Source organism: Streptomyces sp. NPDC101219, from assembly GCF_044767675.1.
Classification (GTDB): domain Bacteria; phylum Actinomycetota; class Actinomycetes; order Streptomycetales; family Streptomycetaceae; genus Streptomyces.
Genome location: NZ_JBIWOK010000019.1, coordinates 52,746 through 66,095 on the forward strand (window position 1 = coordinate 52,746; position 13,350 = coordinate 66,095).

The window sequence follows — 13,350 nt, forward strand, 5'->3', positions numbered from 1 at the left end:
CGATCCCCCCATTGTGCGCCAGTCACGGAGCCCTCAGACGATTTCGGTGTCCAGGGTCTCGGGTCCGGCCGGGGGACCTTCGTCGAGCAGCCTGCGCAGCAGCTCGGCGAGTCTGGTCGGATACACCGTCTCATGCGCCCGTGCCAGTTCCGGGCACGTCCACCAACGCGCACCGGCGACACTGCGCCGCTCCAGCTCGGTCAGTGCCGTCGCGGCGCCGACCGTCTGCTCGGTCCGCGCCAGGAAGTACCACTCGTCCTGGTCCCAGCGGCGGCCGGCGAAGGGGAAGGAGCACCGCCGCCGCCAGAGCACGGGGCCGAGTTCCACGTCGGTGATGCCGGTCTCCTCGGCGAGTTCCCGCAGGGCGGCCTCCTCGCGGGTCTCCGTGCCCTCCACGCCACCGCCGGGCGTGAACCACCAGTCGTCACAGGGGTCGTCCGGCTCGTGGCCGTGCAGCAGCAGGATGCGGTCCTGCGGGTCGAGCAGGACCACGCGGGCGACGCGGCGCAGTCCGGCCTCCTGGGGCTCCCCGGCCGCCGGAGCGGTCTCAGCGGCCACCGGACGCCCCCGCTCCCGGCCGGTCCGCCGACCCGGCGGGCGTCGCCGCCCGGGCCCGCGACGCGGCGGCCCGCTGGGCGAGCGGGCCGTATGCGGCACCGGCGAGCACCAGCACCGCGCCGCCGGCGATCATCGCCACCACGGCCGGCAGCGGGCCGGGCGAGGACAGGGTGCCGAGCTCGCGGAAGCCGGTGGGGGCCGGCAGCATGCCGTCCATCGGCCACACCACGGCGTCGACCCGGGCCTGGACCGCGCTGCGCGCGACGGTGCCGTTGGCGGCGTCGGTGAGGTGGGCGGTGGAGTCCACCGAGCCGGACCGCTCGTCACCGAGCAGGAACAGCCGCCCCTCGGGCACGGTCACCGCGGGGAAGGTGCTGAGCTCGGCCACCGCGTCCCGCGGCAGGTACGGTTCGTCGATCTCCTTGCCGTTGACCTTCAGCCTGCCGTTGTCGCAGCAGGAGACGGTGTCCCCGCCGACGGCGACGACCCGCTTGATGATCGGCACGTCGGCCCAGTTCTCGTCGCGGAAGACGACGACGTCGCCGCGGCGCACGTCCGCGTCGTCGACCCGCTGCGCCAGCACGCGGTCGCCGGCACCGATGGTCGGGGCCATGGAGGTGGTGGGCACGGTGTAGGGGCGGTAGACGATCGCTCCCCAGACGAAGCCGCCGAGGAACAGCACCATCCCCAGGGCCACGGCCAGCCCCGACAGGCGCCGCCCGGTCCTGCCGGCCGCCGCGGGGCCCCGGTCGCTGCCGTTGCCGCCCGGGGCGTGGTGCGTCGTGCTCCGTCCACTCATGGGCGGCACCCTACCCGGCGGTACCGGACCGGGTCAGCCCCTCCTCAGCGGCCCTGGGCGCCGGCCTCGCGGCGACGGCGCCACAGCACCAGCGGCACCGCGCCGACGAGCGCCAGGCCCTGGGGAGCGACCGCCAGGGCGGCGTCCGCCGCGGATCCGGCCGCGTTCAGTCCTGGCTGGTCGTAGGTGGCCGGGACCGGGAGGTTGTCCCAGCGGTTGACCGGCCAGGCGATGACGACGGCCCGGCCCACGACCTCCTTCACGGGGACCATGCCGTCGTTCTTGTCGGCCCGGTTGTACCGCGAGTCGCGGGAGTTCTGCCGGTGGTCGCCCATGACCCAGATGTGGCCCTCGGGCACCTTCACCTTGAACTGGCCGCCCTGGTCGTCCTGGCTGCACGGGGTGTTGCCGGGGTACACGTACGGCTCGTTGAGCGCCTTGCCGTTGACCTTCAGCGGGCCGGTGCCCTTGCACTCGACCGTGTCGCCGCCGACGCCGACGACCCGCTTGATCAGGTCCTTCTCCTCGGCGGACGGCATCAGGCCGATCCAGCTGAGCATCTGCTGCAGCGCGTTGGGCTGCGGCGTGGGCTCACCCGCCAGCCAGTTGTCGGGGTCGTGGAAGACGACCACCTCGCCACGCTCGGGCTCGGAACCGAACCAGGGGGTGAGCTTGTCGACCAGAACCCGGTCACCCTGCTGGAGGGTGTTCTGCATCGAGTCGGACGGGATCGAGAACGCCTGTACCAGGAACGTCTTGATCAGCAGCGCCAGGACCAGCGCGATACCGATCAGGATCGGCAGTTCCTTCCAGAAGGAACGCGGCTTCTTCGCCTGGGGCGCGCCGCCGTCCCCGCCTCCTCGTGCCGTGGGGGGCAGGTCCCCGGGACCGTCTCCGCCGCCCGCCGGGGAGTGATTCCCGGAGGTCACGGAGTCGCCCGCCGCCGGGTAGGCCGCTCCCACAGGGCGTCCGCGGTGCTCCTCGCCCTCGTGCCCGGACCGTGCGCCAACCGCCGCATCCCCCACGCCAACTCCTTACTCTCTGCCGCCGCCGGCCCCGGTGCCGGAGCAGGCCCACCACTCCCATAACGAGCGGGAGTTCCGCAGGGATCGGGAGTTGCATCATCGCGTTCGGATCGTCGGGGGCAACCCTATGCGACGGCGGGGGGCCTGCCGTCGACCCGGGCGCCGAATCCGACACGGATGCGTAGGTTTTCGGCTCCTCCAGTGTGCTCCAGTGCCCGAGCGGCCAGGCGATGACCATGGCCCGCCCGACGACCTCGTCCTCGGAGACGGTGCCGCCGTAGTCGGTGTCCTGGTGCGAACGGGAGTCGGCGGAGTTGGAGCGGTGGTCCCCCATCACCCACAGCCGCCCCTCGGGGACGGTGATGTCGAAGGGGATCGTCGACGGGCGGTTACCGGGGTACAGGTAGTCGTTCTCCTCCAGGGGGACGCCGTTGACGCTGACCCGGCCCTGGCGGTCGCAGCACTGGACCCGGTCGCCGCCGACCCCGACGACCCGCTTGATGAGGTCCTTGTCGTTCTCGGACGGCAGCAGTCCGATGAAGGTGAGCCCTTCCTTGATCTGCTTGATGCCGACCGGGTCGTCCTTCTTGGGCACGGTCTGCTCGTCCTGGAGCCAGCCGCCGGGGTCCTTGAACACCACGACGTCCCCCCGCTGCGGCTCGGAACCGAACCAGGGGGTGAGCTTGTCGACCAGGACCCGGTCGCCGATGCGGATCGTCTGCTCCATGGAGCCGGACGGGATGACGAACGCCTGGACCAGGAACGTCTTGAGGACCAGCGCTATCAGGACGGCGACGCCGATCAGCAGCGGGATCTCCTTGACCGCGCTGCGGCGGCGGCGCCGCTTGACCTTGCGCTGGAGCCGGCGCCGCTCGGCCCGGGTGCGCCCGTCGCTCCTGGCGGTGCGGCGGAAGCCGGTGGGCAGCAGGTTCTCCGCGGCACTGGCCGGTACGCCGCGGGGTTTGCCGCGGTTACCCATGGGCGCCTCCCCCGGTGTGCGCCGGGTCCGCCGCCGGGGCGGGGACGCGCGCGTACGCGTCGGGGCGGTGCAGCCGCCCCGCTCTGCCGAACGGCCAGGCGATGCCGTCGGCCCGGCCGATCAGGTCACCGGCGGGGATCATGCCGCCGCCGGGCGAGCCGAGGCGGTCGCGCGAGTCGCTGGAGGCGCTGCGGTGGTCGCCGAGGACGAACAGGCGGCCCTCGGGCACCACGACGTCGAAGGGCACCGTGGACGCGTCGTCACCGGGGAACAGGAAACCCGACTCGTCGACCGACCGGCCGTTCACCCGGATCCTCCCCTCCTCGTCGCAGCAGACCACGCGGTCCCCGCCCACCCCGACGACGCGCTTGATGAAGTCGCCGTCGCCGAAATGTCCGGCTCCGTCGAACACCACCACGTCGCCGCGCTGCGGCGCGGCTCCGAAACGGTATGCCAACTTGTTTACGAGAACACGGTCCCCGATCCTCAATTCCGGCTCCATCGAGCCGCTGGGGATCTGGAAGGGCCGCACCACGAACGTGCTGAGCGCCAGCAGGAAGACCAGGCAGAGCGTCAGGGTCAGGGTGACCCATCCGCCGGGAAGCCAGGCGACGCCCCGCCCCAACGCGGAACGCGACCGGCCCTCCGGGCCCGGTGTCCCCGAGGTGTCCTCGGTCGTGTCCGGGCGGGAGGAGCGGTCGCGCTCCGTCTGCTGTGCTTCGGTGTCCATCGGGGCCAGATGCTATCCGGCCCCGGCGTGACCCCGGAAAAGCGCTCAGCTCTCGCGCTTCTCCCTGATCTTCGCGGCCTTGCCGCGCAGTTCGCGCAGGTAGTACAGCTTGGCGCGGCGGACGTCACCCTTGGTGACGAGCTCGATCTTCTCCACGATCGGGGTGTGCACCGGGAAGGTGCGCTCGACGCCGACGGAGAAGGAGACCTTGCGGACCGTGAAGGTCTCGCGGACGCCGGCACCCTGGCGGCGGATCACCACGCCCTTGAACTGCTGCACACGGGAGCGGCTGCCCTCGATGACGCGGACGTGGACGTTGACGGTGTCGCCGGGGCGGAAGGCCGGGACGTCGCTGCGCAGCGACGCGGAGTCGACGGAGTCGAGCAGGTGAGACATTTCGTCTGCTTTCTTCGCTGATGCCGCAGGTCATCAACGGCAAGAAGGTCGGATCGGGGATGTGCGGCGCGGGCGGGCGTCGTGTCCCCCTGCGGCAGGGGCGCACGCCGGTCGGCGCACAACAGCGGCCTATTCTTCCACGCCGCCGGTCCTGCGCCAAAATCGGCCGTACGGCTCGCCCGCGGGGTCCGGTTCCCAGCCCAGGACGGACAGCATCTCGCGGTCCTTCTTGTCGAACGCCGTGGGGGCGCTGCGCTCGATGAGGTCGGGCCTGTGGGCGGTGGTGCGCTTGAGCGCCTCGTCGCGGCGCCAGCGGGCGATCCTGCCGTGGTGGCCGCTGAGCAGCACGTCGGGGATGCCCCGGCCGCGCCAGTGCGGCGGCTTGGTGTGCACGGGACCCTCCAGGAGGCCGGCCATGGCGCCGGGGGCGAAGGAGTCGTCGCGGTGGGACTCGGCGTTCCCGAGCACGCCGGGCAGGAGCCGCGCGACGGCCTCGGTGACGACCAGGACGGCCGCCTCGCCGCCGGCCAGGACGTAGTCCCCGATGGACACCTCGTACACGGGCATGCGGGTGGCGTACTCGTCGACGACCCGGCGGTCGATGCCCTCGTAGCGGGCCGGGGTGAAGATCAGCCAGGGGCGCTCGGAGAGGCGGACGGCGAGTTCCTGGGTGAACGGGCGGCCGCTGGGGGTGGGCACGATGAGGGCCGGTTCCCGGGCGCCGCTCTCGTACCCGTCCGCCAGGACGGTGTCCAGGGCCTCGCCCCACGGCTCGGGTTTCATCACCATGCCGGGACCGCCGCCGTACGGGGTGTCGTCGACGGTGTGGTGCCGGTCGTGGGTCCAGGCGCGCAGGTCGTGCACCCGGACGTCCAGCCGGCCGCGCGCGCGGGCCTTGCCGACCAGGGAGACGTTCAGCGGTTCGAGGTACTCGGGGAAGATCGTGACGACGTCGAGCCGCATCAGGCGTCGTCCCCGGCGTCGTCGCGGGTCCCGTCGGCGTCGTCGCGGGCGGAGGCGATCTCGGCGCGGTCGTCGATCAGACCCGGCGGCGGGTCGATGACCGCGCGCTGTTCTCCCAGGTCGATGTCGGTGACGATCTCCTCGACGAACGGCACGTAGACCTCGCTGCCGTCGGGACGCTCCACGACGAAGAGGTCCTGGGAGGGCAGGTGGGAGATCTCGGTGATCCGGCCGACCTCGGTGCCGTCCACGGTCACCACGTCGAGGTCGATCAGCTGGTGGTCGTAGTACTCGTCCTCGTCCTCGGGGCGTTCGTCCGGGTCGACGTCGGCGATGAGGAGGGTGTTGCGGAGTGCTTCGGCGGCGGTGCGGTCGCGCACGCCCTCGAAGCGCAGCAGCAGGCGTCCGCTGTGGACCCGGCCGGTCTCGATGGTCAGCGGCCCGGTCGAGGGCGGGTCGGTGGCCAGGACGGCACCGGGGCCGAGCCGGAGCTCCGGCTCGTCGGTGCGGACCTCGACGGTGACCTCGCCCTTGATGCCGTGGGCGCGGCCGATGCGTGCGACTACCAGCTGCACGGTGCTTGATCTCCTGTCGGGACGACTTCGGGCCGGGGACGGCCGAGTGGCCCTCCCCGGCCCGAGCCGGTTGCGATAAGCGTCAGCGGACGTGGTCCACGTCGACGAGGTCGACACGGACACCGCGGCCGCCGATGGCGCCCACGACGGTGCGCAGAGCGCGTGCGGTGCGGCCGTTGCGGCCGATCACCTTGCCGAGGTCGTCCGGGTGCACCCGGACCTCGAGCACGCGTCCGCGGCGCAGGTTGCGCGAGGCGACCTGCACATCGTCAGGGTGGTCGACGATGCCCTTCACGAGGTGCTCGAGAGCCTCCTCGAGCATGCTCAGGCCTCGGTCGGCTCGGACGCGGAGGAGTCGGCCGCGGCCTCGTCCTTCTTGTCCGCCTTCTTCTTCTGGGTGATGGCCTCACCCTTGGCGTCGTCGTCGCCACCGATCGCCTCGAAGGACGGACGGGCGGCCTTCTCCTCCGGCTGGAGGAGCGGCGCCGGGGCGGGCTCGCCCTTGAACTTCTGCCAGTCGCCGGTCTTCTGCAGGATGGCGCGGACGGCCTCCGTCGGCTGGGCGCCGACACCGAGCCAGTACGCCACGCGCTCGCTGTCGACCTCCATCACCGACGGGTTGTACGTCGGGTGGTACTTGCCGATCTCCTCGATGGCCCGGCCGTCACGGCGGGTACGGGCGTCGGCGACGACGATGCGGTAGTGAGGCGAACGGATCTTGCCCAGACGCTTCAGCTTGATCTTGACTGCCACGGGAGTGGAATCTCCTGAATTTGACGTGGTTGGGCACGGCGAGTGAAGCCGCGTGGGGTTGCGGTACCCGAGTGCCCGATGGACGCGTCAGCCGGAGGAGAGAGGGGTCCTGTGCGACTGTCGAGTACAGCAGGCCATTCTGCCACACCCGCGGGGTGGTCGCGGACAGCGGGTGCGGGCGGGCACGACGTCGAGGCGCTCCGCGAGCGCGGAGCGCCTCGACGCGCCGGCACCTGACCCCCCGGCACCCACGAGATGCCGGGCGGGGTCAGCCTGCCGCTGCCACGACCTCCGGAATGCGGAACGGCTTGCCGCAGCCGCCGCAGACGATAGGGGCCTGGGCCAGCACCGACGGGACGACGCGGACGTTGCGGCCGCAGTCGCACACCGCCTTGACGCGAACACCTCCTCCGGAGGATCCGTGCCGGGCGGCGGGACCGCGGAAGCTGCGCGCGGTGTCCCCCGCGGTGGCGGCGGTGTGGGCCTTCAGCGCGCGCTGGAGGCGTTCGATGGTCGGACGGTAGCGGCGCTTCGCCTCCGGGGTGAGCGTGACCAGTGAGAAGCCGCTGCTGGGATGCGGCTCCTCGGGATGGTCCAGGCCCAGTTCCTCGGCGATCGCGAGGAACCTGCGGTTGTGGTAGCGGCCCGCTCGGGACGTGTCGCGTACGCCGCGCGCGGCGGCGACGCCATGGACTGCCTCGTGCAGCAGTCGCTCGAAGGAGAGCTCGTGACCGCACGCGGACGACGACTCCCCGATCAGGGACTCGGGCGCGGCAAGATCCGGCAGCTCGGGGTGGTGCCGCTGAATGTCGGCCCACGCCTGCGCCAGCTCTGCGGCGAGTACAGGTGGTGTCTGTGTCGTGCTCACGTAATGACAACGAGCCGGGGTGGCTGTGTGTTCCGATTCCGGGCCATCCCAAATATTTTGCACGTACCCGTCAGTTCGCACTGATGCGTCCTGACGAGGGCGGGTGCGCTGATCTGCGGAGAAAGCCTCGCAGCTCGCCTCAAGCCGGTACGTAGGCTGACGTACGGCCCCGCGCACGGGCGGGCCGCGTGCGCCGATCATGCCAGGGATCGCGGAAGCGCAAGAGGCATTTCGGCCGTACTCGCGCCGGAACATGCCCCGGGAGGCCGGGGAGGGCGAGCGGTACGACCGTGACGTTACCGGGTCCGCGGCCGCCCCACGCCGCCGCCCCGCACCCCCGCGGACCCGGCCCGGGAGCGCCCCGTGTTGCCGCCAGGTGAATTCTTGCCACTGGCACGAGCAACTACCAAGCCGCCGTCCCCTTCCACTGGACGCCGGGTCGAGGGCGGAGTTACCTGGCATACGGGGGGAGTGCGAGCGCACTGCACGGGGGCCAAGGAAACGGGCACAGCGGCAACTCTCGGCTGATTGGGGCGCTTACCTATGACACCTACGCTCGTGCGGCAGCACCTGCCTCAGGCGGGGGCCGCCCCCCGCGTGGACCTGCATGCACGCGCGCGTGACTGGTCCGAGATCCAGGAGCGGATGCTCGTCCCGCTCTACGAGGCCGTCCACGAACGGCTCGACGTGGGGCCGGCGACCCGGCTGCTCGGCCTCGGCTGCGGTTCCGGACTCGCGCTGCTGATGGCCGCCTCGCGCGGAGCCGCCGTGACCGGCGTCGACACCGGCTCCGACCTGCTGCGCCTCGCGCGCGAGCGGCTGCTGCCGGAGGACCGGGACCCACGCGGGCGCTCGGAGCCCCGCATCGTGCGCGGGCACCCGGCCGACGCCGCCCCCGCTCCCCGGCACCCGTACACCGTGGTGACCGCCTTCGAGCCGATCGGCTGCCTGGCCGGGGACGCGGACGCCCTGGCCGGCCTGCTCGCCGAGGCCGTACCGCTCGCCGGACGCGGCGCCGCCGTGGTGCTGGCGGGGTGGGGTCCGCCGGAACGGTGCGCCACGCTCTCCGTGCTCCGCACCGCCACCGGAGCGGCCCAGCCGCTGTGCAGCACCGGAACCTGGCGCCCCACGCACCGCGACGACTTGGAGGAGGTGGCCGCCCGGGCGGGGCTGCGGCCCGACGGCTCCGGGCGGGTGGCCTGCCCGTTCGGCTACGCCGACCCGGACAGCGCCCTGCGGGGCCTGCTGTCGACCGGCCTGTTCGACCCGGCGATCAAGGCCACGGACCAGGTGCAGGTCACCAAGGAACTGGCCGAGGCGCTGCACCCGTACCAGCGCCCCGACGGCACCGTGTGGATGCCGAACGTCTTCCGGTACCTGATCGCCCGCACCCCCTGATCGCCCGCACCCCTGAACGCGCGAAGGGCGCCGCCTCCCGTGGAGGGGCGCCCTCGGCGGACGTGGGGCCGCGCGGCCCGTACGCCCGTTCAGCCCATGAACTTCTTGAACTCCTCGGGCAGCTCGAAGTCCTTGCCGCCCTGCTGCGGCAGCCCGAAGGCGTTGCCGCCCTCGGCCGCGGCCGCGCGGCGGGCGGCCTCCTCCTGCTCCTGCTGCTTGCGCTTCATCGGGTTGCCGGAGCGCTGCTTGCCCTTCGCCTGCTTCTGCTTCTTCTTCTGCCGGCCGGGACCGCCCCCCATGCCCGGCATCCCCGGCATGCCGCCGCCCTGCGCCATGCGGGACATCATCTTGCGGGCCTCGAAGAACCGCTCGACCAGGTTCTTCACCGCGCTGACCTCGACACCGGAGCCCTTGGCGATCCGGGCGCGGCGCGAGCCGTTGATGATCGTCGGCTCCTGGCGCTCGGCCGGGGTCATCGACTTGATGATGGCGGCGGTGCGGTCGACGTCGCGCTCGTCGAGGTTGTTGATCTGGTCCTTCATCTGGCCCATGCCCGGCAGCATGCCGAGCAGCTTGGAGATCGAGCCCATCTTGCGGACCTGCTCCATCTGGGCCAGGAAGTCGTCCAGGGTGAAGTCCTGGCCCTTCTTGGACGCCAGCTTGGAGGCCATTTTCTCGGCCTCTTCCTGGCTGAACGTCTTCTCCGCCTGCTCGATCAGGGTGAGCAGGTCACCCATGTCGAGGATGCGGGAAGCCATCCGGTCCGGGTGGAAGGCGTCGAAGTCGTCCAGCTTCTCGCCGTTCGAGGCGAACATGATCGGCTTGCCGGTGACCTGGCGGATCGACAGGGCCGCACCACCGCGCGCGTCACCGTCCAGCTTGGACAGCACCACGCCGTCGAAGCCGACGCCGTCGCGGAACGCCTCGGCGGTGTTGACGGCGTCCTGGCCGATCATGGCGTCGACGACGAAGAGGATCTCGTCGGGCGAGACCGCGTCGCGGATGTCCGCGGCCTGCTGCATCATCTCCTGGTCGATGCCCAGGCGGCCGGCGGTGTCGACGATGACGATGTCGTGGACCTTGGTCTTCGCGAACTCGATGGAGTTCTTGGCGACCTTCACCGGGTCGCCCACGCCGTTGCCCGGCTCGGGCGCGTAGACGGCGACGCCCGCGCGCTCGGCGACGACGCTGAGCTGGTTGACGGCGTTGGGGCGCTGGAGGTCGGCGGCGACCAGGACCGGGGAGTGCCCCTGGTCCTTGAGCCACTTGCCCAGCTTGCCCGCGAGGGTGGTCTTACCGGCACCCTGCAGACCGGCCAGCATGATCACGGTGGGGGGCTGCTTGGCGAAGCGGAGGCGGCGGGTCTCGCCGCCGAGCACGTGAACAAGTTCGTCATTGACGATCTTGAGAACCTGTTGCGCCGGGTTCAGTGCCTTGGAGACCTCGGCGCCCAAGGCCCTGTCCTTGACGTTCTTGATGAACGATCGGACGACCGGCAGGGCCACGTCGGCCTCGAGGAGCGCGATACGGATCTCCCGCGCCGTGGCGTCGATGTCGGCCTCGGACAACCTGCCTTTGCCGCGGAGGTTTTTGAAAGTCGCGCTGAGGCGGTCGGAGAGGGTATCGAACACGGTGGCGTCGGTCCTCGAAGTCGGGGGCGGAACTGGGCTGCCCTCCAGAGTATCCGGCCCGGCAAGTAAATCGCCCCCGCCCACTGCAGCGAGTGGACAGGGGCGGACCCCCGCGTCAGCGGGGAGCAACCGAGGATCGTGATGAGCTCGTCGTTCACGATCGGACCATCCCCGCTTCGGCGGGCAGCACGCCCCATCAACGCACGGAGCGTCCACGAGGTCACGCCTCCAACGTTTCCTCCACTTTCCCCGCCACCGCCACCGCCTCCTCGGCGGGGAGGCGTGTGCCGTCCGGGCCGGTGACGTAGAAGGCGTCCACGGCGTTCGCGCCGAGCGTGGAGACGTGGGCGCTGCGCACCCGTACCCCCGCGTCCTCGAGCGCCCGCCCGATGCGGAACAGCAGCCCCGGCGCGTCCTGCGCGCGGACCTCGATCACCGTGGCGTGCCGGGAGGCGGCCGGGGCGACCGTCACACGAGGCGGGGGCGCGACCACGCCGCGGCGTCTCGGATACGCGGCGTCGCGTTCGGTGAGGCGGCTCGCGACGTCGAGGCCGCCGTCCAGGGCCCGCACCAGGTCCGCGCGCAGCCGGGCGGCCTGGGGCAGGGAGCCGTACTCGGCGGCGACCCGCCAGTCCAGGAGCAGCACGCTGCCGTCGACGCCGTCGGGGAGGCCGGCCGCGCGCAGCCCGGCGGTGCGGACGGTCAGCCGGTGCAGGGCGAGCACCCCGGCGACGGCGGGCAGGACGCCCGGCTGGTCGGGCACGGCGACGAGGAGTTCGACGCCCAGCGGCTCGGGGCCGGCTGCGTCCTCGGCGGCGGAGGGCTGCTCGGTCCGGGTCCGCAGGGCGAGCACCGGGCCGCCGGTGGCGGCCGCCTCGACGGCGAGCCGTTCCTGTTCGGCGGTGGGGGCCGCCTCCTCGGGGGCGGAGGGGGGTGCTCCGGCGAGGACCGACGAGACGCGGTGCACCAGGCCGGTGACGAGGGAGGCACGCCAGGCCGACCAGGCGGCGGGTCCGGTGGCGAGGGCGTCGGCCTCGGTGAGGGCGTGCAGCAGTTCCAGGGTGCCGGGCGTTCCGACGGCGTCGGCGACCGCGCGGACGGTGGCCGGGTCGTCCAGGTCGCGCCGGGTGGCCGTATCGACGAGGAGCAGGTGGTGGCGCACCAGGGTGGCGATCACGTCGACGTCGTGGACGTCGAAGCCGATGCGGGCGGCCACGTCCCGGGCGATGACCTCGCCGGCCACCGAGTGGTCGCCGGGCCAGCCCTTGCCGATGTCATGCAGCAGGGCTGCGACGAGCAGCAGGTCGGGGCGGTGCACGCGCCGGGTGAGGGCGGAGGCGCGCACGGCGGTCTCGATGAGGTGCCGGTCGACGGTCCACAGGTGCACGGCGTTGCGCTGCGGGCGGCAGCGCACGCGCTCCCAGTCGGGCAGCAGCCGGCTGATCAGGCCCTCCGCCTCCAGGGCCTCCCAGACGTCGACGGCGGGGCGCCCGGAACCCAGCAGGGTGACGAGCTGTTCGCGGGCCTCGGCGGGCCAGGGGGCGGGCAGCGGGCGGGTGGTGGCCGCGAGGCGTCGTACGGCGTACAGGGAGAGCGGGAGGCCGGCCTGGGCCGCGGCGGCGGCGGCGCGCAGCGGGAGCACGGGGTCTCGTTCGGGGCGGGCGGTGCGGGCGAGGACCACTTCGCCGTCTTGTTCGACGACTCCCTCGGCGAGGGGGGTGCGTTCGGCGGTCTGCCTGCCGCCGAGGAGGGAGCGCAGCCGGGGCCGGGCGGAGCGGGAGCGCAGGACGCGTCCCACCTCGCGCCAGGTGACGTCGCCGGCGTAGGCGATGACGCGGGCGGCCTCGTAGACCTGCCGCAGGAGGGCGTCGGCGTCGAGGAGGCCGAGGGCGGCCGCGACCTGGTCCTGTTCCTGGAGGGCGAGCCGGTCCGTCGCGCGGCCGGTGGTCAGGTGCAGGGCGTCGCGTACGTCGAGAAGGCGGCGGCGGGCGTCGGCGAGGCCCTCGCGCGGGGCGTCGGCGAGCCAGGAGGCGGCGACGGCGCGCAGGGCGGTGGCGTCCCGCAGGCCGCCGCGGGCCTCCTTGAGGTCGGGTTCCAGCAGGTAGCAGAGTTCGCCCTGCCGTCCGGCGCGCTCGTCGCACAGGTCCTTCAGGGCGGTCAGGCGCCGGGGGGCCTGGTTGCGCCAGTCGGCGAGCACGGTGGTGCGCAGGGCGGTGGTGAGGCCGAGGTCGCCGGCGAGGTGCCGGGCGTCGAGCAGGCCGAGCTGGACCTTGAGGTCGTCGGCGGCGGTCCCCCGGGCCTCGGCGGGGGTGCGCACGGAGTGGTCGAGGGCCAGGCCGAGGTCCCAGACGGGGTACCAGAGGCGGTCGGCGAGCGCGGCGACGGCCTTGGGGTCGCTGCCGTCGTGCAGGAGGAGCAGGTCGAGGTCGCTGCGCGGGGAGAGCTCGCCGCGCCCGTAGCCGCCGACGGCGACCAGGGAGACGCCCCGGGTGTGTTCGGTGCCCGCCGTGAACAGCCCGGTGAGCCAGGTGTCGGTCAGCTCCGCCAGGGCGGTGCGGCGGTGCGGCCCGGGCCGCGCCTCCTCGGTGAGGAGGCGCAGCCGGGCCGCCGCGTAGCCGCCGGGTCCCGCGATGTCCGTGTCGTGCGTGTCCGTACCCGTCACCCGGCGGCTCCTG

At 72.7% G+C, this 13,350-nt stretch carries 13 protein-coding genes and 1 pseudogene; 1 reads left to right on the forward strand and 13 read right to left on the reverse strand.

Features of this window, described 5'->3' with window-relative positions; translation table 11 throughout:
• Positions 1-33 precede the first annotated feature (33 nt).
• The 11 genes and pseudogenes from ACIRPP_RS28785 to ACIRPP_RS28835 form a co-directional block, all read right to left on the reverse strand.
• On the reverse strand, positions 34-558 hold the full coding sequence (locus ACIRPP_RS28785; RefSeq protein ID WP_403648693.1) for an NUDIX hydrolase: 525 nt from the start codon (positions 556-558) through the stop codon (positions 34-36).
• Positions 548-1,357, reverse strand: coding sequence for a signal peptidase I (lepB, locus tag ACIRPP_RS28790; RefSeq protein ID WP_403648695.1), 810 nt, complete (start codon positions 1,355-1,357; stop codon positions 548-550). The genes ACIRPP_RS28785 and lepB (ACIRPP_RS28790) overlap by 11 nt, the downstream gene beginning before the upstream one ends.
• A gap of 44 nt (positions 1,358-1,401) precedes the next feature.
• Positions 1,402-2,382: a signal peptidase I gene (gene lepB / locus ACIRPP_RS28795; protein WP_403648698.1), complete on the reverse strand. Its 981-nt coding sequence runs from the start codon at positions 2,380-2,382 to the stop codon at positions 1,402-1,404.
• Positions 2,273-3,361 (reverse strand): annotated as a pseudogene (gene lepB, locus ACIRPP_RS28800) (signal peptidase I); the annotation flags it as partial. The pseudogene lepB (ACIRPP_RS28800) and the gene lepB (ACIRPP_RS28795), both read right to left, overlap by 110 nt.
• Positions 3,354-4,091: a signal peptidase I gene (gene lepB, locus ACIRPP_RS28805; RefSeq protein WP_403648700.1), complete on the reverse strand. Its 738-nt coding sequence runs from the start codon at positions 4,089-4,091 to the stop codon at positions 3,354-3,356. The pseudogene lepB (ACIRPP_RS28800) and the gene lepB (ACIRPP_RS28805), both read right to left, overlap by 8 nt.
• A 45-nt stretch (positions 4,092-4,136) precedes the next feature.
• Complete coding sequence (gene rplS / locus ACIRPP_RS28810) at positions 4,137-4,487, reverse strand: 50S ribosomal protein L19 (protein ID WP_164334521.1); 351 nt, start codon at positions 4,485-4,487, stop codon at positions 4,137-4,139.
• 129 nt (positions 4,488-4,616) lie between these two features.
• Positions 4,617-5,450: a tRNA (guanosine(37)-N1)-methyltransferase TrmD gene (trmD, locus tag ACIRPP_RS28815; RefSeq protein WP_403648704.1), complete on the reverse strand. Its 834-nt coding sequence runs from the start codon at positions 5,448-5,450 to the stop codon at positions 4,617-4,619.
• The gene (gene rimM / locus ACIRPP_RS28820) at positions 5,450-6,025 is read right to left on the reverse strand and encodes a ribosome maturation factor RimM (protein WP_403648707.1); all 576 of its coding nucleotides are present in this window, start codon (positions 6,023-6,025) and stop codon (positions 5,450-5,452) included. Before rimM ends, trmD begins: the two co-directional genes overlap by 1 nt.
• Before the next feature lie 82 nt (positions 6,026-6,107).
• Positions 6,108-6,347, reverse strand: a complete 240-nt coding sequence (locus ACIRPP_RS28825) for an RNA-binding protein (protein ID WP_055606155.1) — start codon at positions 6,345-6,347, stop codon at positions 6,108-6,110.
• Positions 6,348-6,349: 2 nt separating this feature from the next.
• Positions 6,350-6,778, reverse strand: a complete 429-nt coding sequence (gene rpsP, locus ACIRPP_RS28830) for a 30S ribosomal protein S16 (RefSeq protein ID WP_164334524.1) — start codon at positions 6,776-6,778, stop codon at positions 6,350-6,352.
• Positions 6,779-7,046: 268 nt separating this feature from the next.
• Positions 7,047-7,646, reverse strand: coding sequence for a hypothetical protein (locus ACIRPP_RS28835; protein WP_164334525.1), 600 nt, complete (start codon positions 7,644-7,646; stop codon positions 7,047-7,049).
• Positions 7,647-8,189: 543 nt separating this feature from the next.
• Between ACIRPP_RS28835 and ACIRPP_RS28840 the strand changes: the two genes are divergently transcribed.
• Positions 8,190-9,044 carry a methyltransferase domain-containing protein gene (locus ACIRPP_RS28840; protein ID WP_403648711.1) on the forward strand — a complete coding sequence of 285 codons (855 nt, stop codon included), beginning with the start codon at positions 8,190-8,192 and terminating at the stop codon, positions 9,042-9,044.
• 89 nt (positions 9,045-9,133) lie between these two features.
• On the opposite strand, the gene ffh is transcribed toward ACIRPP_RS28840, so the two are convergent.
• Together ffh and ACIRPP_RS28850 are read right to left on the reverse strand one after the other, a co-directional pair.
• Positions 9,134-10,675, reverse strand: a complete 1,542-nt coding sequence (gene ffh / locus ACIRPP_RS28845) for a signal recognition particle protein (RefSeq protein WP_403648714.1) — start codon at positions 10,673-10,675, stop codon at positions 9,134-9,136.
• Positions 10,676-10,895: 220 nt separating this feature from the next.
• A complete protein-coding gene (locus ACIRPP_RS28850; protein WP_403648717.1) occupies positions 10,896-13,337 on the reverse strand; it encodes a [protein-PII] uridylyltransferase in 2,442 nt (813 codons plus the stop codon).
• Between the last annotated feature and the right edge of the window lie 13 nt (positions 13,338-13,350).

Excerpts from the sequence above, each read along its gene's own strand:
- lepB (WP_403648695.1), bottom strand. The coding sequence starts at position 1,357 with ATGAGTGGACGGAGCACGACGCACCACGCCCCGGGCGGCAACGGCAGC.
- lepB (WP_403648700.1), bottom strand. The coding sequence starts at position 4,091 with ATGGACACCGAAGCACAGCAGACGGAGCGCGACCGCTCCTCCCGCCCG.
- rplS (WP_164334521.1), bottom strand. The coding sequence starts at position 4,487 with ATGTCTCACCTGCTCGACTCCGTCGACTCCGCGTCGCTGCGCAGCGAC.
- trmD (WP_403648704.1), bottom strand. The coding sequence starts at position 5,450 with ATGCGGCTCGACGTCGTCACGATCTTCCCCGAGTACCTCGAACCGCTG.
- ACIRPP_RS28825 (WP_055606155.1), bottom strand. The coding sequence starts at position 6,347 with ATGCTCGAGGAGGCTCTCGAGCACCTCGTGAAGGGCATCGTCGACCAC.
- ACIRPP_RS28840 (WP_403648711.1), top strand. The coding sequence starts at position 8,190 with ATGACACCTACGCTCGTGCGGCAGCACCTGCCTCAGGCGGGGGCCGCC.